This is a genomic window from Actinomadura sp. (assembly GCF_044508335.1).
Taxonomy (GTDB): domain Bacteria; phylum Actinomycetota; class Actinomycetes; order Streptosporangiales; family Streptosporangiaceae; genus Spirillospora.
In genome coordinates this window covers 13161-33253 of the sequence record NZ_JBIQHY010000075.1, presented here as the reverse complement: position 1 = coordinate 33253, position 20093 = coordinate 13161, and the positions used below count along the sequence as shown (strand labels likewise).

At 70.0% G+C, this 20093-nt stretch carries 16 protein-coding genes, 1 tRNA gene and 1 pseudogene; 10 read left to right on the top strand and 8 right to left on the bottom strand.

Annotated elements, in window-relative coordinates:
* Nucleotides 1-49: 49 nt before the first annotated feature.
* The 3 genes from ACIWVC_RS23160 to rsmG all read right to left on the bottom strand — a co-directional run bounded on the left by ACIWVC_RS23160 (nucleotide 50) and on the right by rsmG (nucleotide 2906).
* Nucleotides 50-1039 carry a ParB/RepB/Spo0J family partition protein gene (locus tag ACIWVC_RS23160; protein WP_396450262.1) on the bottom strand — a complete coding sequence of 330 codons (990 nt, stop codon included), beginning with the start codon at nucleotides 1037-1039 and terminating at the stop codon, nucleotides 50-52.
* Nucleotides 1036-1914, bottom strand: a complete 879-nt coding sequence (locus tag ACIWVC_RS23155) for a ParA family protein (RefSeq protein ID WP_396454564.1) — start codon at nucleotides 1912-1914, stop codon at nucleotides 1036-1038. Before ACIWVC_RS23155 ends, ACIWVC_RS23160 begins: the two co-directional genes overlap by 4 nt.
* Nucleotides 1915-2189: 275 nt before the next feature.
* Nucleotides 2190-2906, bottom strand: a complete 717-nt coding sequence (gene rsmG, locus ACIWVC_RS23150; RefSeq protein ID WP_396454563.1) for a 16S rRNA (guanine(527)-N(7))-methyltransferase RsmG — start codon at nucleotides 2904-2906, stop codon at nucleotides 2190-2192.
* Between the two features lie 146 nt (nucleotides 2907-3052).
* Between rsmG and ACIWVC_RS23145 the strand changes: the two genes are divergently transcribed.
* A complete protein-coding gene (locus tag ACIWVC_RS23145; protein WP_396450258.1) occupies nucleotides 3053-3517 on the top strand; it encodes a DUF6458 family protein in 465 nt (154 codons plus the stop codon).
* Between the two features lie 401 nt (nucleotides 3518-3918).
* Here ACIWVC_RS23145 and ACIWVC_RS23140 read toward each other — a convergent pair whose 3' ends face one another.
* From ACIWVC_RS23140 to rpmH, 5 genes and pseudogenes are all read right to left on the bottom strand, one after another.
* A complete protein-coding gene (locus ACIWVC_RS23140) occupies nucleotides 3919-4404 on the bottom strand; it encodes a R3H domain-containing nucleic acid-binding protein (RefSeq protein ID WP_089327667.1) in 486 nt (161 codons plus the stop codon).
* 37 nt (nucleotides 4405-4441) lie between these two features.
* Nucleotides 4442-5485, bottom strand: a complete 1044-nt coding sequence (yidC, locus tag ACIWVC_RS23135) for a membrane protein insertase YidC (RefSeq protein WP_396454562.1) — start codon at nucleotides 5483-5485, stop codon at nucleotides 4442-4444.
* A gap of 199 nt (nucleotides 5486-5684) precedes the next feature.
* A pseudogene (gene yidD / locus ACIWVC_RS23130) lies at nucleotides 5685-5996 on the bottom strand (membrane protein insertion efficiency factor YidD); the annotation flags it as partial.
* On the bottom strand, nucleotides 5993-6361 hold the full coding sequence (rnpA, locus tag ACIWVC_RS23125; RefSeq protein ID WP_396450255.1) for a ribonuclease P protein component: 369 nt from the start codon (nucleotides 6359-6361) through the stop codon (nucleotides 5993-5995). The gene rnpA and the pseudogene yidD, both read right to left, overlap by 4 nt.
* 11 nt (nucleotides 6362-6372) lie before the next feature.
* The gene (gene rpmH, locus ACIWVC_RS23120; RefSeq protein ID WP_396450253.1) at nucleotides 6373-6510 is read right to left on the bottom strand and encodes a 50S ribosomal protein L34; all 138 of its coding nucleotides are present in this window, start codon (nucleotides 6508-6510) and stop codon (nucleotides 6373-6375) included.
* 629 nt (nucleotides 6511-7139) lie between these two features.
* Here rpmH and dnaA point away from each other — a divergent pair.
* The 9 genes from dnaA to ACIWVC_RS23075 all read left to right on the top strand — a co-directional run bounded on the left by dnaA (nucleotide 7140) and on the right by ACIWVC_RS23075 (nucleotide 19964).
* A complete protein-coding gene (dnaA, locus tag ACIWVC_RS23115; protein WP_396450251.1) occupies nucleotides 7140-9149 on the top strand; it encodes a chromosomal replication initiator protein DnaA in 2010 nt (669 codons plus the stop codon).
* A 664-nt stretch (nucleotides 9150-9813) separates the two neighbouring features.
* Nucleotides 9814-10956, top strand: coding sequence for a DNA polymerase III subunit beta (gene dnaN, locus ACIWVC_RS23110; RefSeq protein ID WP_396450250.1), 1143 nt, complete (start codon nucleotides 9814-9816; stop codon nucleotides 10954-10956).
* A 106-nt stretch (nucleotides 10957-11062) separates the two neighbouring features.
* Nucleotides 11063-11983, top strand: coding sequence for a phosphogluconate dehydrogenase (NAD(+)-dependent, decarboxylating) (gene gnd, locus ACIWVC_RS23105; protein WP_396450248.1), 921 nt, complete (start codon nucleotides 11063-11065; stop codon nucleotides 11981-11983).
* A gap of 124 nt (nucleotides 11984-12107) precedes the next feature.
* On the top strand, nucleotides 12108-13232 hold the full coding sequence (recF, locus tag ACIWVC_RS23100; RefSeq protein WP_396450246.1) for a DNA replication/repair protein RecF: 1125 nt from the start codon (nucleotides 12108-12110) through the stop codon (nucleotides 13230-13232).
* Between the two features lie 85 nt (nucleotides 13233-13317).
* Complete coding sequence (locus tag ACIWVC_RS23095; protein WP_396454561.1) at nucleotides 13318-13893, top strand: DUF721 domain-containing protein; 576 nt, start codon at nucleotides 13318-13320, stop codon at nucleotides 13891-13893.
* Nucleotides 13894-14253: 360 nt separating this feature from the next.
* A complete protein-coding gene (gene gyrB, locus ACIWVC_RS23090; RefSeq protein ID WP_396450242.1) occupies nucleotides 14254-16191 on the top strand; it encodes a DNA topoisomerase (ATP-hydrolyzing) subunit B in 1938 nt (645 codons plus the stop codon).
* Nucleotides 16192-16312: 121 nt separating this feature from the next.
* Nucleotides 16313-18817: a DNA gyrase subunit A gene (gene gyrA / locus ACIWVC_RS23085; RefSeq protein ID WP_396450240.1), complete on the top strand. Its 2505-nt coding sequence runs from the start codon at nucleotides 16313-16315 to the stop codon at nucleotides 18815-18817.
* Nucleotides 18818-18862: 45 nt separating this feature from the next.
* Complete coding sequence (locus tag ACIWVC_RS23080) at nucleotides 18863-19798, top strand: DUF3566 domain-containing protein (protein ID WP_396450238.1); 936 nt, start codon at nucleotides 18863-18865, stop codon at nucleotides 19796-19798.
* Between the two features lie 92 nt (nucleotides 19799-19890).
* Nucleotides 19891-19964, top strand: a tRNA-Ile gene (locus tag ACIWVC_RS23075).
* The last annotated feature ends 129 nt before the right edge of the window (nucleotides 19965-20093 follow it).

Here is a 20093-nt window from a genome sequence, read left to right as displayed (position 1 = left end):
CAAAGAAGCGCCCCGGAGCCGAGGCTTCCGGGGCGCTTCGTGGGCGGTATCAGACGTCGCCCACGCCGTCGTCATCCGGGGCCATCGACTTGATGATGCGGTCGAGGTCTTCGAGTGTGGCGAACTCGACCACGATCTTGCCCTTGTTGCGGCCCATGTCCACGCGGACCTTCGTCTCGTACCGATCGGAGAGGCGGTCGGCGAGCTCCTTCAGGCCGGGGGCGATCGGCTTCTTCCGGCGGCCCTGCCGTGGCGCCTTCGGCTCGTCCTCCACCTCGCGGAGGGCGATCATCTCCTCCAGCGCGCGGACGGAGAGGCCCTCCTGGACGATCCGCTGCGCCAGGTGTTCCTGAGCCTCGACGCTGTCGAGGGAAAGCAGGGCACGGGCGTGGCCGGCGGACAGCACTCCGGCGGCCACCCGGCGCTGCACGGCAGGCGGCAGGTTCAGCAGCCGGAGCGTGTTGGTGATGTGCGGACGCGACCGGCCGATACGTCCGGCGAGTTGCTCGTGGGTGGCGCCGAAGTCCTGCAGCAGCTGCTGGTATGCGGCGGCCTCCTCCAGCGGATTGAGCTGCTGGCGGTGCAGGTTCTCCATGAGCGCGTCACGGAGCAGATCGTTGTCGCCGGTGTCGCGGACGATCGCCGGGATGACGTCCAGACCGGCCATCTTGGACGCCCGCCACCGGCGCTCGCCCATGATGAGCTCGTAGTCGTGCTCGTCCGACGCCGCCTTGCGGACGACGATCGGCTGCAGCAGTCCGACGATGCTGATCGACTCGGCCAGCTCCTGCAGTGCCTGCTCGTCGAAGTGCTCGCGCGGCTGGCGCGGGTTGACCGTGATGGACCCGACGGGCAGCTCCGCGAAGTGGGCGCCGGCGACCGGTTCGAGAGCCGGGCCGGGGGCGGCGGCCCCGTTCGCGACAGGGCCGCCCGGAAACCCGGGCTCGTTCGAACTGCCGGATCCGTCCGACGTCGGGGGCGGAGCGGTGGGGATGAGGGCACCGAGCCCCTTGCCCAGACCGCGTCGCTGCTGGCTCACTGGACAGCTCCTCCGTGGGCCATCTCCGAGGCGGCCTCGCTGTAGGCGAGCGCGCCGCTCGATCCGGGGTCGTAGGTCATGACGGACTGCCCGTAGCTCGGGGCCTCCGAAACCCGCACGCTGCGGGGGATCACCGTGTTGAGGACGACGTTTCCGAAGTGGTTCCGGACGTCCTCGGCGACCTGCGCGGCGAGGCGCGTCCGGGCGTCGTACATCGTGAGCAGGATCGTCGACACCTTCAGCTTCGGGTTCAGGTGGGCCTTGACGAGATCCACGGTGCGGATCAGCTGGCCGAGCCCCTCCAGCGCGTAGTACTCGCACTGGATCGGGATGAGCAGTTCGTCCCCGCCCACGAGCGCGTTCACCGTGAGCAGGCCCAGGGACGGCGGGCAGTCGATCAGCACATAGTCGAACTTTTCGGTCTCGTAGGCGTCGAGTGCCCGCCGAAGCCGTGACTCGCGGGCCACCTTGGAGACGAGTTCGATCTCGGCGCCCGCCAGGTTGAGCGTCGCGGGCGCGCAGTACAGGTTGGGGATCTCCGGCGCCTTGACGACGATGTCGGCCAGCGCCATGTCCTCGATCAGCACGTCGTAGATCGACGGGACCTCCGCGTGGTGCTCGACGCCGAGCGCGGTGGACGCGTTGCCCTGCGGGTCGAGGTCGACCACGAGCACCTGCGCCCCGTGCATGGCGAGGGACGCGGCGAGGTTCACCGAACTGGTGGTCTTGCCCACGCCGCCCTTCTGGTTGGCGATGGTGATCACGCGGCATCGGTCCGGCCGCGGCCACTCCCGTTCCCTGCGGCCGGACATGGCCTTGAGCGCGGTCACCGCTGTTTCATGTGAAACCTTGGCGTCCTTGAGCGCCTCGCGCACGAGTTCTGACTCCCCCTGATTCGGTCCCTTGCGCGGCCCCGGCGGATGTGCGCCGGCGTTCGTCGGAACATATCCGACGTTCTCCGCGGTCCCGGACGTCGTTGTACTCCACATCGCGTGCCCGGAGGGTGGGGTCTCCGGGCCTGGGACTCCCTGCGTCCCACCGGTGGACGGCGCCTGCATCCCCTCGTCCGCGCCGGATCCGCCCAGGCCGGACGGCTGCTCGTCGGGGGTTTCGTCGGCGCGGTCAGGCCGGCCCAGTCCTGGTCCCGTGCTCATGAAGACCTCTTCCTCGACCCTTTTGCACGCCGGGGGGCGCGCTGTCGTCGCCCGACAACCTCTCCTCGGCCGGCGACCACACGGACGAGTGTTGTCGGCGGGTCGACCATACCGCGACCGACTTGCAGCAGTTCCGTCGAGCGCGCCCCGAGCCGCTTCAGCACGGGCGCCGCCTCGTCCAGCTCAGCCTTGGCCCGTTCCCCCTTGAGCGCGAGGAGTTCCCCGCCCGGGCGCAGCAGCGGAAGGGCCCATTTCGCAAGGCGTTCGAGGGGCGCGACGGCGCGCGCCGTGGCCACTTCCACCGAGAACTCCTTGGCTACTTCCTCCGCCCGGGCCCGGCGCACCTCGACGTTCTTCAGCTCGAGCATCTGGACGCACTCTTCCAGGAAAGTGGTGCGGCGCAGCAGCGGCTCCAGCAGGGTGATCCGCAGGTCGGGCCGGACGATCGCGAGGACGATGCCGGGCAGCCCGGCACCGGAGCCGATGTCCACCACGTGCGCGTTCGGCGGGACGGCCTCGGACACCACCGCACAGTTGATCAGGTGGCGTTCCCAGAGCCGGTCGACCTCGCGCGGCCCGATGAGCCCGCGTTCGACCCCGGCGTCCGCGAGGAACGCCGCATAACGCTCCGCGACCGGCAGCGCGTCCCCGAATACCTCACGTGCACTCCCCACCAGACGAATCGTTCCACATGACGGGGCGGCCTCGTACATCTGAAACGTCCCTGTGGATGAGTTCGGGCGGCTGGACGGGCAGACCTTGCGCTATGGCAAGAAACACATGACCCCTCGGCATATTCGAGACTCGCCGGGTAGGGGTGCGGTGTCGCCCGACCGTCCCCCCGGAAGGAGCTCCGACAATGGGAATCGGAGTCAGTCTCGCATTCATCGCCGTGGGCGCGATCCTCGCGTTCGCCCTGCGCGTCGACCTCAGTGGCGTCGACATCCACCTGGTCGGCTGGATCCTGATTCTGGTGGGGCTGGTCAGCATGGGCTTCACCCTCAAATACACGCGGCCGCGGCGTGCCGCCGGCCGAGTCGTCGGCGTCGACCCCGCGTACGGCGACGAGCCCGGCACCATCGTCCGCGAAGAGCACATCATCGAGGACCCCGCCCCCATGGGGCGTCCGGCCCAGCGAGTCGAACGGGTGATCGAACATCCGGCGGACGAAGGCGTCACGCACGGCCACGTCGCGCAGGACCCGGCGTTCGCCCAGGACCCCGCGCACGCTCAGGACCCGGCGGAGGAGAACCGCCCGTCCGTCGTGGACTCCGGCGACCGCATCCCGCAACGCCGCAGGTGGAGGCGCACCGCTCGTCGATAACACGGACTCGGGTACCTGCTCGGTGTGCCAGGGCGGCGGTGCACACCGAGCTCCAGGGGCCCCGCGCCGGCCAGGGCGCGGGGCCCTTCCCGTGGTGACCGGTTATCCACAGTTCACCGTTCTCCGTCCCTGCGCCTGCGGGTGCTTGACCATGGAGGTAAGCGGTCCGCCCCCGGGCGGGTGGGGCCTGCTCTTCTAACCCGAAGCCCCGCACACCCGGGACCCCTGCATACCTTGACCCCGCACGCCAAGGGCTTCGCGCGCATAAATTTCGCGCGCATAAAGCGGCCCCGGTGCCGCGTGGATGCGCGGGCACCGGGGCCGCTCGAAAGTTCGCCGGCCGACCCGACACGGGCCGGCCTAAAGCCCGGCCGACCGCCTGAAAGCGGTGGAGCCGGGGGTCAGGCGGGGTAGACGACGACGTACCGGTCGGGCTCCTCGCCCTCGGACTCGCTGCGCAGGCCCGCCGCGGCCACCGCGTCGTGGACGATCTTGCGCTCGAACGGGGTCATCGGGGCGAGCGGCTTCGGCTCGCCGGCCTGCTTGACCTCGTCCGCGACGTCCGTCCCGAGCTTGGTGAGCTCGGCGCGGCGGCGCTCCCGGTAGCCGCCGATGTCGAGCATGAGGCGGGTGCGGTTGCCGGTCTGCCGGTGGACGGCCAGCCGGGTCAGCTCCTGCAGCGCCTCCAGGACCTCGCCGCGCTTGCCGACCAGCTCGTCCAGGGACGCACCGACGACGGCGACGATCGCGCGCTCGCCCTCGACGTCCATGTCGATGTCGCCGTCGTAGTCACCGATGTCCAGCAGGCCCTCGATGTAGTCGGCGGCGATCTCGCCTTCCTGTTCGAGCGCTTGGACGTCGACCTCGGTGGTGTCGGTCTGGCTCAACGGGGTCTCCTTCTCCGGCACGTGCTCGGGGTTCAAACTAGCGCTTCTGGGTGCCGCTGCGCTTGCTGCGCGGCTTACGGGTCGGCTGGTTGCGCACGACCTTCGGCTTGGCCTCCGGCTCGGGCGCCGGCTCCGGCTCCTTCTTCAGCCTCGCCTTGGCCCTCGCGCCGGACGGGCTCTGGCCGTTCTTGGACGCGGCCGCCCTGGCGCCCGCCTTCGAACCGGCCGTCTTCGACCCCGTCGACTTCGAAGACTTCGCCCCGGCCGTCTTGGCGCCGCCGGCCTTCGCGGTGGTGGTCGTCGCGGCCTCGCCGTCGGTGCCGGGCGGCGGGTACTTCTTGTAGATGTAGTGCTGCTGCGCCAGCGTCCAGCTGTTGGACGTCACCCAGTACATCAGCACGCCCAGCGGGAAGCCGAGGCCGAACAGGCCGAACAGCGGCGCGAAGAAGACCATCATCTTCTGCGCCTGCATCATCGGGTTCGAGTCGTCGGTGACCGGCTGCCGCTTCATGCTGGCCCGGACGGTGAAGAACGTCGTGCAGGAGCTGATCACCACGGCGATGCCGGTGACGATGATCGCGGTCCAGCTCTTGGGGTCGGCGCCCCACGCGTTCAGGAACGTGTCGGGGATGTGGGCGCCGAAGATGTTGGCGTTCTGCGCGCTCGCGACCAGGTCGGAGGAGACGGCGAAGACGCTCTGCCCCGGCTTGGCGTCCGAGATCCGCTTCAGCGTCTGGAACAGCCCGATGAAGATCGGCATCTGCACCAGGAGCGGCAGGCAGCCCGACAGCGGGTTGGCGCCGTTCTCCTGGTAGAGCTTCATGACCTCCTGGTTGAGGCGCTGCTTGTCGTTCTTGTACTTCTTCCGCAGCGCCTGAACCTTCGGGTTCAGTTCCTGCATCTTCCGCGAAGCGTGGATCTGCTTCACGAAGAGCGGGACGAGGATGAGCCGCAGCAGGACGGTGAGCAGGATGATCGAACCGCCCCACGCCCATCCGCTGTCCTTGGGGACGACCGTGCTGAGCCCCGTGTGGATCCACACGATGAGCTGAGAGACGATCTCGTACAACCAATCAAGCACCGGGCAGCTCCTTGGGCTCTGCTAGGGCGTGGCCGCTCTCCTCGCGGCCGGAGTTCGAGGGGGCCGCCGCGGTTCGCCGGGGAGGGGTCGTCCCCTCGGAATCCCCGGAGAAGACGGACGTTCCCTGTGAGAACGAATCACCGGTCTCTACGGATTCCCCAGAGGCGACTTTTTCCGCCGTTCCGGCCGGTGCGGCCGAATCGGCCGCTCCCGCCGGTCCGGTTCTTCCGGCCGTCCTCTTCGGCGGCACCGGGTCGTGACCCCCGGGGTTGAACGGATGGCACCGCCCGATCCGGCGGGCCGTGAGCCATGTGCCCCGCAGCGCCCCGTGCACCTGGAGCGCCTCCAGGCCGTACGCACTGCAGGTGGGATGGAATCGGCACTGCTGCCCGAGCAGGGGACTCAAGAAGCGGCGGTAGGCGCGGACGAGAAGGATCAGCACGGCCGCGACGGGACCCGGACGGCCCGTCTCGTGCTGTGCGGGGGACGCGGTCCCCTGCCGACTCCTCATCTTCGCCCCTTGGACGCGGGCCGCAGCAGCCGGTCGAGCGCCGACTCCAGATCCGCGGCCAGTTCGTCTGGACGCGCCGCTCCCGCGCGGGGGTTGGCGCGCACTACGAGCAGGCTACCCGCTGGGAGCCGGTCGAGGTGCGGGCGCATCAGGTGGCGGAGGCGGCGCCGCACGGTGTTGCGGACGACGGCGTTGCCGACGGTGCGCGCCACGATGAACCCCACCAGCGGCGGGGCGTCCGCCGCGGGCGCCTCGTCCCGCCGCAGCAGATGCACCACGACAGTCGGCCGTCCGGCGCGGCGACCGCGCCGGACGGCCAGCGTGAAGTCGTCCCGCCGCCGCATCCGGTTGCCGGACGGCAGCACAGGTCAGGTGGTCAGACCGCGATGCGGGCGCGGCCCTTGCTGCGCCGGCTCGCCAGGATCGCGCGGCCGGCGCGCGTGCGCATCCGCAGCCGGAAGCCGTGCTTCTTGTGGCGACGACGGTTGTTCGGCTGGAAAGTACGCTTGCTCACTTGAGGCTCCAGTGCTGCGGTCGTTCGGTAACGGTCGTGAGTCTCGATGCGTCGAGGGCCGCGTCCGGTCCCCCGCAGCGGGGGCCCACCCGGACTCGCCTGGAGGGGCTGCCGGCGGGCACGCGGCATCTCCGTCGATGCGACTCGACCTCAGCACGTTACGGGCTCCCCGGCCACGCGGTCAAACGGAGCGCCCCTCCGCGCCCGCCCGGGCGGGGATCTCGCGCCGCCCCGCGCACCGGTCGCGCGGTGCTGTGGAAGGGGGTGAGGTTCATGTTGCGGGTGGGGGCGGCACCGGTTAAGGTCGTCTGGGCGAGCCGACGCTCCTTCGATGAACTCGACGATCTGATGTCGGTCTTCTGCCTCTCGAGCCCCCGTTCCAGAACCACCCCGTACCGGCCGCGCGAAAGCCGGACCATTCCCGACCCCGCATTCCAGAGACCCGTCCCACGGGTTTTACACAGGTGCCGCATGCCTATGCACAGCATGTGGACAACTCTGTGGACAACTCGTGAGAGAGTAAGGCTTCCGCGTCGCGGTCGTGCCCTGAGAGGCGTGTCGTGTCCCGTGGGAGAGCCGGGTAGTCAGGTACTCCGTACGGCGGAGTCGGTGGGAGGGGGACCTTGCGCATGGACGGTCAGGATCTCGGATCGGTCTGGGCCCGCACCCTCACGGCACTGTCCGAGAGCGATCTGTCTCCGAGCTATCGCGCATGGCTGCCGATGGTCCGCCCGCTGGCGCTCGTCGAGGGGACGGCGCTGCTGGCCGCGCCCAACGAGTTCGCCAAGGACGCGCTGGAGACACGCCTCCGGAACCTCATCACGCAGGCCCTTTCCCGCGAGCTGGGCAGGGAGATCCGCGTCGCGGTGACCGTCCAGCCGGAGCCGCCGGCGGCGTCCTCCGGCGGCCCCGCGACCGGCCCCGGCTCCCGCTCCGGTGAGCCGCTTTCCGCACCGGTTCCCGGGCCCGGCGCGCATGACTCACCTTCTTCCTACGGCGAGTCCTACGGGGAACGGCCCCAGGACGACCGCGACAGGGACCGCCCCTACAACAACGGCGACTCGTCTTATGGCGAGTCTTATGGGGAGAGGTCCGAGCGCCCCTACCCGGAGCAGCCGTACAACGACCAGTCCTACGGGGACCAGGGGTACCGGCCGCAGTCGGGAGTTACCCACAGCCCCGGTCCGCCCGGAGGTTATCCACAGGCTGCGGATGACGACCGCGGAACGTATCCCCCCGCCCCGCGTCCTCCCTCCTACGGGACGGGGCCAGGGGGACGAGGCCCGTACGAAGGCCGCCCCTTCCCCGGCCATGGGGGCCAGGAAGGCTTCGGCGGCGAGGCCGCGCCGGGACGCCCGCCGCACTCCCACCTGAACGACCGCACGCTGGGCCCGCTCCGCGGCCGCGCGGAGCAGCAGGGCCACGAACCCCAGCACGGCGGCGGGAGCGAGACGCCGCTCGGGCACGCGGACGACTACCAGTCCGCGGAGTTCACGGGCGGCGAGCAGCAGTACCGCGGCGAGGAGCCCTACCGGGGCGAGTTCCGCGACGACGACGGCTCCGGAGCCCCCGCCTCCGCGCCGGGGGCCGGCGCGTCCGAGCACGCCAGGCTGAACCCCAAGTACACGTTCGAGACGTTCGTCATCGGCTCGTCCAACCGGTTCGCGCACGCAGCGGCCGTCGCGGTCGCCGAGCAGCCCGCCAAGGCGTACAACCCGCTGTTCGTCTACGGCGACTCCGGCCTCGGCAAGACGCACCTGCTCCACGCGATCGGGCATTACGCGCAGAGCCTCTTCAACGGGGCCCGTGTGCGCTACGTGAGTTCCGAAGAGTTCACGAACGACTTCATCAACTCGATTCGCGACGGAAAGGCGGACGGGTTCCGCCGCCGGTACCGGGACGTCGACATCCTCCTCGTCGACGACATCCAGTTCCTTGAGGGCAAGGAGCAGACGCAGGAGGAGTTCTTCCACACCTTCAACACGCTCCACAACGCCAGCAAGCAGATCGTGATCTCCAGCGACCGTCCGCCGAAGGAGCTGGTCACCCTGGAGGACCGGCTCCGCAACCGGTTCGAGTGGGGCCTGACGACCGACGTCCAGCCGCCGGAGCTGGAGACGCGCATCGCGATCCTGCAGAAGAAGGCCCGCCAGGAGGGCCTCGCCGCGCCGCCGGACGTGCTGGAGTTCATCGCGTCGCAGATCGCGACGAACATCCGGGAGCTGGAGGGCGCGCTGATCCGGGTGACGGCGTTCGCGAGCCTGAACCGGCAGTCGGTCGACATGAAGCTCGCGGAGATCGTCCTCAAGGACCTGATCCCCAACGACTCCGGCCCCGAGATCACCGCCGCGATGATCATGGCGCAGACGGTCGAGTACTTCGGGACGACGATCGAGGACCTGTGCGGGCCGTCCCGCTCCCGGATGCTCGTCACCGCCCGGCAGATCGCGATGTACCTGTGCCGCGAGCTGACCGAGCTGTCCCTCCCCAAGATCGGGCAGCAGTTCGGGGGACGCGACCACACCACCGTGATGCACGCCGAGCGCAAGATCCGGTCGCTGATGGCCGAGCGCCGCGCCATCTACAACCAGGTCACCGAGCTGACCGGGCGCATCAAGCACCAGGCCCGCAAGCGCTGACGCCCCGCGTCGTACACACTGTGGACAGCTCCGTGGCACCCCTGTGGACGAGGCTCCGCCCGGCCGTCCACACCCTGTCGAAGGCAAAGAGCCGACAAAATGCGCGCTTCCCCAGAGAACCGAAGCGGCTACTCACAGGTTGTGGAAAACCCTGGGGATTTTCGTGGATAACCCGGTGGGCAACCGCTGGAAAAGCTGAGGATGAAGAGTGGACGGATGTGGACCGGCTGTGCGCCCCGCGCCGCCGCCCTGGGGAAAACCGGTGGACGACCTGGGGACGCCTTGGGGACGGGCCTGTGGGCGGGCCCCGCGATCACGCGTCCTCTGTACACAGGCCGCCGAACCCGGTGCCATACCCGTGGAGAACTCGTGGAAAACCGGGGGATGACATGAGGATGACGTGTGGGGACGGTTTCGCCGTCCCCAGGCGCCCTCGCGCCGTCCACCGCCCGTGCACAGCCCCAGTGGACAGAGAAACGGGGTCTGACCTGCGAAAACTTGCTCTGTCCACACTATCCACGGCCCCTATTACTTGTACTGCACTACTTCTCTACTCAAGAAAAGATCCATCTCAAGTCAGGGCCTGGGGACAACGTGCCGCGAGCTCCCCGGCCCGGCAGAGATCACCTCACCCTTGTCCGACACCTGCAGGAGGCTGGTCCCGTTGAAGTTCCGCATCGACAGAGACGCCTTGGCCGACGCCGTCGCGTGGACCGCGCGCACACTCCCCGTCCGTCCCCCGGTGCCCGTCCTCGCGGGCATGCACCTCGTCGCCGGGGGCGAGGGCAACGACGACCGGCTGAAGCTGTCCGCGTTCGATTACGAGGTCTCCGCCCAGGTGTCCACGGAGATCGATGTGGAGGAGGCTGGGACGGCCCTCGTCTCCGGGCGCCTCCTCGCCGAGATCTCGCGCAGCCTCCCTCCCCACCCTGTGGAAGTCACGACGGACGGCGCGAAGGTGATGCTCCGCTGCGGCAGCGCGAAGTTCACACTCCTCACCATGCCTGTGGAGGACTACCCCACGCTGCCGGAGATGCCGCCGGCCGCCGGGTCGGTCGGCAGCGACGAGTTCGCCGCCGCCGTCTCCCAGGTCGCGATCGCCGCCGGCAAGGACGACACGATCCCGATGCTGACCGGCGTCCGGGTGGAGATCGAGGGCGAGACGGTCACGCTGGCGTCCACCGACCGGTACCGCCTGGCCGTCCGGGAGCTGCACTGGAAGCCGGAGCGCCCCGACTTCTCCGCCGTCGCGCTCGTCCCGGCGCGGACGCTCGCCGACACCGCCAAGTCGCTGACCGCGGGCGCCGAGGTGTCGATCGCGCTCGGCGGGACGGGCGGCACCGGCGAAGGCATGATCGGTTTCGCGGGCGGCGGCCGCCGCACCACGTCCCGCCTGCTGGACGGCGACTTCGTCAAGTACCGGTCGCTGCTGCCGAGCGAGTACGCGGGCCTCGCCGAGGTCCAGACCGCGCCGTTCATCGAGGCGGTCAAGCGCGTCTCGCTGGTCGCGGAGCGGAACACGCCCGTCCGGCTGTCGTTCAGCCAGGGCGAGGTCGTCCTGGAGGCGGGCACCGGGGACGAGGCCCAGGCCGTGGAGGCCCTGGAGGCGTCCCTGGAGGGCGAGGACATCGACATCGCGTTCAACCCCGCGTTCCTCCTGGACGGGCTGTCGGCGATCGGCTCGGACGTGGCGCGGCTGTCGTTCACGACGCCGACGAAGCCGGCCGTCCTCACCGGGAAGCCGCCGCAGGACGGGGAGAACCCGAACTACCGTTACCTGATCATGCCCGTCCGGCTGTCCGGATGAGTACCGTGCCCTGGGGCATGCCCCGGGGCATGCAGGGGACCACCGCGGGGGAGCCGCCTTCGCGGCGCGCGATTACGACCAGTTGTGCACAGGGGAGTGAGCTTTCATGGAGCTTGGGATCATCGGCCTGGGCAAGATGGGCGGCAACATGGCCGAGCGGCTGCGCCGCGGCGGCCACACTGTCGTCGGCTATGACCGCGATCCGCAGGTCAGCGACGTCGGGTCGGTGGAGGAGCTGGTCGAGCGGCTGTCCGCGCCGCGCGCCGTGTGGGTGATGGTGCCCGCCGGGGAGCCCACCGCGGAGACCATCCACAAGCTGGGGGAGGTCCTGCAGTCCGGCGACCTCGTCGTGGACGGCGGCAATTCACACTATGTGGACGACCTGAAGCACGGCGAGGAGCTCGCGGCCAAGGGCATCGGGTTCATCGACTGCGGTGTGAGCGGCGGCGTGTGGGGCCTGGAGAACGGCTACGCGCTCATGGTCGGCGGCGACGACGACAACGTGAAGCGGCTGATGCCGATTTTCGAGACGCTGAAGCCGGAGGGGGAGTTCGGCTTCGTCCACGCGGGCAAGGTCGGCGCGGGCCACTACGTGAAGATGGTCCACAACGGCATCGAGTACGCGATGATGCAGGCGTTCGGCGAGGGCTTCGAGCTGATCCAGGCGTGCGACCTGGTGACGCGGGTGCCGGAGACGTTCCTCAGCTGGCAGGAGGGCACGGTCATCCGGTCGTGGCTGCTCGACCTGCTGAACCGCGCGCTCGCCGAGGACCCCGAGCTGGACGACCTGCGCGGCTACGCCAACGACTCGGGCGAGGGGCGGTGGACGGTGCAGGCCGCCGTCCAGTACGCCGTGCCGCTGCCCGCGATCAGCGCCTCGCTGTTCGCGCGGTTCGCGTCCCGGCAGGAGGACTCCCCCGCGATGCGCGTCGTCGCCGCGCTCCGCAAGCAGTTCGGCGGCCACGCGGTGGCGGCCGCCGGCGACGGCGACTCCCCCGGCGCCGACGTCACCCCTCCCAAGGTCTGACCGGTCGCCCGCATCCGCGGCCGGCGAGCCGCGCCGCAGCCGGCCGCCGGGCCGCGCCTGCCGGGCCGCGCCTGCCGGGCTGTGCGGCTCGATCGGGCCCGGTGAGGCTCTACGCTCGTGTCTCGTGCACGTCGCCCACCTTTCGCTGCAGGACTTCCGGTCGTACCCGGCCGCCGAGGTCGCGCTCGAGCCCGGGGTCACGGCGTTCGTGGGCCCGAACGGGCAGGGCAAGACGAACCTGGTCGAGGCGATCGGGTACGTGGCCTCGCACAGCAGCCACCGGGCGGCCACGGACGCGCCGCTCGTCCGGCACGGGGCGCCGCGTGCGATCGTCCGGGCGGGCGTGGTGAAGGACGACCGCAAGGCGCTGATCGAGCTTGAGATCAACCCCGGCAAGGCGAACCGGGCGCGGCTCAACCGGTCCCCCGTCCCCAGGCCGCGCGAGATCCTGGGGATGCTGCGGACGGTGCTGTTCGCCCCGGAGGACCTCGCGCTCGTGAAGGGCGACCCGGGGGAGCGGCGCCGCTTCATGGACGAGCTGCTCACCGCGCGGGCGCCGCGGTTCGCCGGGGTGCGGTCCGACTATGAGCGCGTCCTCAAGCAGCGCAACGCCCTGTTGAAGTCGGCGGCCGCGCACAGGCGCTCCCCCGGCGCCGAGGTGCTCGCGACCCTGGACGTGTGGGATTCGCACCTGGCGCGCACCGGGTCGGAGCTCCTGGCGGCGCGGCTGCGACTGGTCGACGCCCTGCGTCCTCTCGTGGCGCGCGCGTATGCGGCCCTTGCGCCGAACAGCGGTGCCGCCGACCTCGTCTACAAGAGCTCGCTGGGGGACGTGGAGTTGTCCACAGACCGTGGACGACTGGCCGAGCAGCTCATGGCCGCGGTGGGTGAGAACCGCAAGCAGGAACTGGAGCGGGGTGTGAGCCTCGTCGGCCCTCACAGGGACGAGCTCGTCCTGCGCCTGGGGGAGCTTCCGGCGCGCGGCTACGCGAGCCACGGCGAGTCGTGGTCGTTCGCCCTGGGGCTGCGGCTGGCGGCCTACGACCTGCTCCGCGCGGACGGGGACGACCCCGTCCTCATCCTGGACGACGTGTTCGCCGAGCTGGACACGGGCCGCCGCAGCCGGCTCGCCGACATGGTGGCGCCGGCCGAGCAGGTCCTCATCACGGCCGCCGTCCCCGCGGACGTGCCCGCCGAACTGACAGGGGGCTCGTATACCGTCTCCGACGGCAAGGTCGTCCGGGACTGACCCATGGAAAGCCGGCCATCCGGCCTAAGCGGCGCGTGGTTCGGTCCGGGAGACCCCGCGAGCGGAACCGGAAAGGGGCGAGCGCGTGAGTGATGATCCACAGGATGTGCATGACCTCTCCTCCGAGTCCCCCGAGTCCCCCGAGAACGGATCCGCAGGCGCCGCGGCCGGGGCTCCGGACCCCGCGCCTCCGGCCAAGTCGGGGATCGAGCTGGCCCGCGAGGCCCTCGCCCAGGCGAAGGCCGACGCGCTGAAGCGCGGCACCCTCCCCGGCCAGAACGGCAGGCGCAAGGGCACCGGACGCGTCGTCCGGGTCCGGGAGCCGGGGCGGGGCGGCGACCCCAAGCTGTTCGGCGCGGCGATCCGCGACCTGCTGGCGTCCCGCGGCTGGGAGCAGCGGGCGGCCGTCGGCGGCGTGTTCGGCAACTGGGCGGGCATCGTCGGCGCCGAGCTCGCCGAGCACACCCGCCCGGAGCGCTTCGAGGACGGCGTGCTGACCGTCGCCGCCGACTCCACGACGTGGGCGACGCAGCTGCGCCTGCTGTCGTCCACTCTCGTCCGGCGGCTGAACGAGGAGCTCGGGCACGGCACCGTCCGCCGGGTGAAGGTCGTGGGCCCGTCGTCCGGCCCCCGCCGCACGGGCGCGTGGCGGGTACGTTGAGCCCGCAGCGGCCTCGGCGCGCCGTGGGACGCCTGCGGCGGGTGGGAACATCTGTTCGCCGGACGGGCCGCCCGATTCAGCGGCCAGCGCCACGTAGGCCAGAGAACCCCCCTGGACCTATGGGGGGATGTGGCTCCGCTCCCGATCGGCCGCCACACGCGCACACAGCGCTCGTGAGTGCCACTTTTCGCCGCGCTACCCGGTAGAATGTAGGTGGTTCAGGATGCTGCGCCGCCGTGGGGCGCCCGGGCTCTGACCAAGGCGAACAGAGCGTGACCGGGTGCCCCCATGTGTGTTACGGGGCACATCGCGCCTCCCTCGGGTGCGGAGCGGCAGACATCCCCGGCAGGAGGATCTCTTTTGGCGTACGACGCTAGTTCGATCACTGTCCTTGAAGGGCTTGAGGCGGTCCGCAAGCGCCCCGGCATGTACATCGGCTCGACGGGCGAGCGCGGCCTGCACCACCTCGTCTACGAGATCGTGGACAACGGGGTCGACGAGGCCCTGGCCGGCCACGCCGACAACATCGTGGTGACGCTGCTGGCCGACGGCGGTGTGAGCGTGGACGACAACGGCCGCGGCATCCCCGTCGGCGAGCACCCTGTGGAGAAACGTCCGGCCATTGAGCTGGTGTTCACCACGCTGCACGCGGGCGGCAAGTTCGACGGCAAGTCCTATGCGGTCTCGGGCGGTCTGCACGGTGTCGGCTCGTCCGTGGTGAACGCGCTGTCCACCCGGCTGGAGGCCGAGGTCCGCCGCAACGGGCACGTGTGGCGCCAGTCGTACACGTGGCGCGGCCCCGAGGCGGAGCTCCAGAAGGGCGAGGAGACCGACGAGACCGGCACCCTCATCAGGTTCTGGCCGGACCCGGAGATCTTCGAGACCACCGAGTGGAACTTCGAGACCCTCTCCCGCCGCATGCAGGAGATGGCGTTCCTCAACCGCGGCCTCGCCATCACCCTGCGGGACGAGCGCCCCGACCACTCCAACGGCGAGCCGCACGTCGTCCGCTACCACTACGAGGGCGGCATCGAGGACTTCGTCCGCTACATCAACGCGCGCAAGGACGCCGTCCACGAGTCGGTGGTGTACTTCTCCGACGACACCGAGGGCATGTCGGTCGAGATCGCCATGCAGTGGAACTCGTCGTACGCCGAGTCCGTCCACACCTTCGCCAACACGATCAACACGGCGGAGGGCGGCACCCACGAGGAGGGCTTCCGGGCGGCGCTGACCGCGATCGTCAACCGGTACGCCCGCGACAAGGGCCTGCTGCGGGAGAAGGACGACAACCTGACCGGCGAGGACGTCCGCGAGGGCCTCACCGCGATCATCTCCATCAAGCTGGCCGACCCGCAGTTCGAGGGGCAGACCAAGACCAAGCTCGGCAACACCGAGGCCAAGTCGTTCGTGCAGCGGGCCTGCAACGTCTACCTGCGCGACTGGTTCGAGGAGAACCCGGGCGAGGCCAAGGAGATCATCAACAAGGCGTCGCAGGCGGCGCGCGCGCGGGTCGCGGCGCGGCAGGCGCGCGACCTGACCCGCCGCAAGAGCCTGCTGGAGTCGACGTCGCTGCCCGGCAAGCTGTCGGACTGCCAGTCCACCGACCCGGCGAAGTCCGAGCTGTACATCGTCGAGGGCGACTCGGCGGGCGGCTCCGCGAAGGGCGGCCGCAACCCGCACTTCCAGGCGATCCTCCCGATCCGCGGCAAGATCCTCAACGTGGAGAAGGCCAGGATCGACAAGATCCTGAAGAACAACGAGGTGCAGGCGATCATCACGGCGCTCGGCACCGGCGTGCACGACGAGTTCGACATCAGCAAGCTCCGCTACCACAAGATCATCCTGATGTCGGACGCCGACGTCGACGGCCACCACATCAACACGCTGCTGATGACGCTGCTGTTCCGGTTCATGAAGCCGCTGATCGAGGCCGGGCACGTCTACCTGTCGCAGCCCCCGCTCTACAAGATCAAGTGGGACGCGCGGGGCTCCGACGCCGACTACGCCTTCTCCGACGCCGAGCGCGACGCGATCATCGAGGCCGGGATCGCCGCCGGCAAGCGCGACCCCCGCCCCCGAGACCAGGTGCAGCGCTTCAAGGGCCTCGGCGAGATGAACGCCAACGAGCTGTGGGACACCACCATGGACCCCGACAACCGTGTCCTGCTGCAGGTCCAGCTGGACGACGCCGCCCAGGCGGACGAGCTGTTCAGCGTGCTCATGGGCGAGGAGGTCGAGCCCCGCAGGGAGTTCATCCAGCGCAACGCCAAGGACGTGCGCTTCCTCGACATCTGATGTGCGCGCCAGGCGGGGCTCCCGCCCGCCACGGCTCCCGCGGCTCCCGCAGGCCGGGCTCCCGCAGGCAGGCGCACATCCCACCCGCTGAGCTTCCCATCGAGCAGAAGAGGTCTTCAGAGTGACGGACGTGACCACAGAGGGCGGCCACCCCGGCGAACGGATCGAGCCGGTCGACATCCAGGTCGAGATGCAGAAGAGCTACCTCGACTACGCGATGTCGGTCATCGTCGCGCGCGCGCTGCCCGAGGTGCGCGACGGGCTCAAGCCCGTCCACCGCCGGGTCCTGTACGCGATGTACGACGGCGGCTACCGGCCCGACCGGGGCTACTTCAAGTGCGCCCGCGTCGTCGGCGACGTCATGGGGAACTACCACCCGCACGGCGACTCCGCCATCTACGACGCGCTCGTCCGGCTCGCGCAGCCCTGGTCGATGCGGTACCCGCTGGTCGACGGCAACGGCAACTTCGGCTCGCGCGGCAACGACCCCGCCGCGGCGATGCGGTACACCGAGTGCCGCATGGCGCCCCTCGCGATGGAGCTGCTGCGCGACATCGACAAGGAGACCGTCGACTTCTCCCCCAATTACGACGGCCGCTCCCAGGAGCCGGACGTCCTGCCGTCCCGGTACCCGAACCTGCTGGTCAACGGGTCCGCCGGCATCGCGGTGGGGATGGCGACGAACATCCCGCCGCACAACCTGCGCGAGGTCGCCGACGGCGTCCGCTGGTACCTGGAGAACTACGGCGCGTCCGACGACGAGCTGCTCGAAGCGCTCATCGAGCGGATCAAGGGCCCGGACTTCCCGACCGCCGGCCTCATCGTCGGCCGCAAGGGCATCGAGGAGGCGTACCGCACCGGCCGCGGCTCCATCACCATGCGGGCCGTCGTCGACGTCGAGGAGATCCAGGGCCGCACCTGCCTCGTCGTCACCGAACTCCCCTACCAGGTCAACCCGGACAACCTCGCGCTGAAGATCGCCGACCTGGTGAAGGACGGCAAGCTCGACGGCATCGCCGACGTCCGCGACGAGACGTCCGGCCGGACGGGGCAGCGCCTCGTCATCGTGCTGAAGCGCGACGCCGTCGCCAAGGTCGTCCTGAACAACCTGTACAAGCACACCCAGCTGCAGGAGACGTTCGGCGCGAACATGCTCGCGCTGGTCGACGGCGTGCCGCGCACCCTGCGCATCGACCAGTTCGTCCGGCACTGGGTCGCGCACCAGGTCGAAGTCATCGTCCGCCGCACCCGGTTCCTGCTCCGCAAGGCCGAGGAGCGCGCCCACATCCTGCGCGCCCTGCTGAAGGCCCTCGACCGGATCGACGAGGTCATCGCCCTCATCCGGCGCTCCCCGTCCGCCCAGGAGGCGCAGCAGGGCCTGATGGGGCTGCTGGAGATCGACGAGATCCAGGCGCAGGCCATCCTCGACATGCAGCTGCGCAAGCTCGCCGCCCTGGAGCGCCAGCAGATCACCGACGAGTACGACAAGCTCATGGCGGAGATCGCCGACTACAACGACATCCTCGCCTCGCCCGACCGGCAGCGGCAGATCGTCGGCGACGAGCTCGCCCCCATCGTCGAGAAGTACGGCGACGAGCGCCGCACCGAGATCGTCCCGTTCGACGGGGACGTCTCTTACGAGGACCTCATCGCCGAAGAGGACGTCGTCGTCACCATCACCCGCGGCGGCTACGCCAAGCGCACCCGCACCGACCAGTACCGGGCGCAGCGGCGCGGCGGCAAGGGCGTCCGCGGCGCGCAGCTGAAGCAGGACGACATCGTCGACCAGTTCTTCGTCACCTCGACGCACAACTGGATCCTGTTCTTCACCAACAAGGGCCGCGTCTACCGGGCCAAGGCGTACGAGCTGCCGGACGCCGGCCGTGACTCGCGCGGGCAGCACGTCGCGAACCTGCTGGCCTTCCAGCCGGACGAGCGCATCGCCCAGGTGATGGACCTCCGCGACTACGACGTCGCCCCCTACCTCGTCATCGGGACGAAGAAGGGCCGCGTCAAGAAGACCGCGCTGCGCGACTTCGACTCGCCCCGCACCGGCGGCATCATCGCCATCAACCTCGTCGAGGGCGACGAGGTGATCGCCGCCCGGCTCGTCTCCGCCGAGGACCGGCTGCTGATGGTCTCCACCGGCGCCCAGGCGATCAAGTTCCGCGCCGACGACGAGTCGCTGCGGCCGATGGGGCGCGCCACGTCCGGCGTCATCGGCATGCGCTTCGACGAGGACCAGGAGGTCCTCAACATGCTCGTCGTCCACAACGGATCCGACGACGTCCTGGTGGCCACCCGGGGCGGCTACGCCAAGCGCACTCCCGTGGACCAATACCCTCTCCAGGGTCGTGGGGGTAAGGGCGTCCTCACCGCTAAGATCGTTGAATCGCGCGGGATGTTGGTAGGGGCGCTGATAGTCGGCCCCGACGACGAGGTGTTCGCGATGACGTCGAACGGTGGCGTGATCCGCACCACCGCCGCGGAGATCAAGCAGTCCGGCAGGCAGACCATGGGCGTCCGCCTGATGAACCTCGCGGACGGGGACAGCGTCGTGGCGATCGCGAGGAACGTAGAGTCCATCGAGGACTCGGACGACGGCGAAGGGGGCGACGGTGAGTGACGTATTCTGCATCGTCACCGAGCCGCTAGGCCAGGAGGACGACACGTGAGCACCGAGCCCGGCAAGAACAAGGGCGGTCCGCCCGGCGCGGCCGGTCAGGGGAAGGGCGGCGCCGCCAAGAAGCCCGGCGCCGAGCCCGAGCCGTCCAAGACCGGGACGAAGCCGTCCAAGACCGTCGCCGCCGCGTCCGCCAAGCCCGGGCGGGACGAGACGACGGTCGACCTCGACACGCCGGACGGCGACGGGAAGCCGGGCTCGCCGAGCGCCGACACCACCCGCATCGACCTGGCCAAGATCGAGGAGGAGAAGCCGGCGAAGGACGCCGGCACCCCCGAGATCGCCCCGGTCAAGGACCCGGCCGACGACCCGCCCTCCGCGTCCCCCGGCTCGGCGGGCTGGGCCAAACCCGCCGAGCCGTCCGGTTCGGTCTCTGCAGGACGTACGGAGAGCGCCGGCAAGCCGTTCAACGCGTCCCCCGGCAACTCCTCCAAGCCCACGTCATCGGGCGGCACCCGCCGCGGCTTCGCCGGCACCGTCCTGAAGGACCGCCCGTCGTCCACCGCCGTCGCCCCGGCGAACTCGGCCAAACCCGCGAACACCAAACCGGCCCGCAAGGCCCAGCTCCAGCTCGCCAGGCTCGAGCCGTGGTCGGTGATGAAGTTCAGCTTCGTCATGTCGCTGGTCTGCTTCGTCATCCTCCTCGTCGCCGTCATCGTCCTGTACGTGATCCTCGCTGGCCTCGGCGTGTTCGACGCCATCAGCGACACGATCAACAGCCTCACCCGCGAACAAGGCGAAACCACCGGCAGCGTCGACGCCGGCAACTGGTTCTCCTTCTTCCGCGTCTTCGGCTACACCGTCCTCGTGGGCGCCCTGAACGTCATGCTCATCACCGCCCTGTCCACGGTCGGCTCCGTCATCTACAACCTCGCCGCCGACCTGGTCGGCGGCGTCGAGGTCACCCTCAAGGAGGCCGAGTAGCCCCGCCCCGCCGCCGCCCGGCAACCGATTTCCGGTTGTCCGCCCAGATGGGGTAACCTCTCGTTGCGCCGCCAGGGGCGGCGGCACACTCCGGGCCTATAGCTCAGTCGGTTAGAGCGCATCCCTGATAAGGATGAGGCCGGTGGTTCAAGTCCACCTAGGCCCACTTCGGAGTTGGGAGTGACGTGCTCGGAGCCCTGGGGGCTCCTCGCCGTCACTCCTTCGTCATTTCTGCCTGGGGGGCGACCCCCAGACCCCCGATGTGGGGGCTCCGCCCCCACGCCCCCTCCCGGCT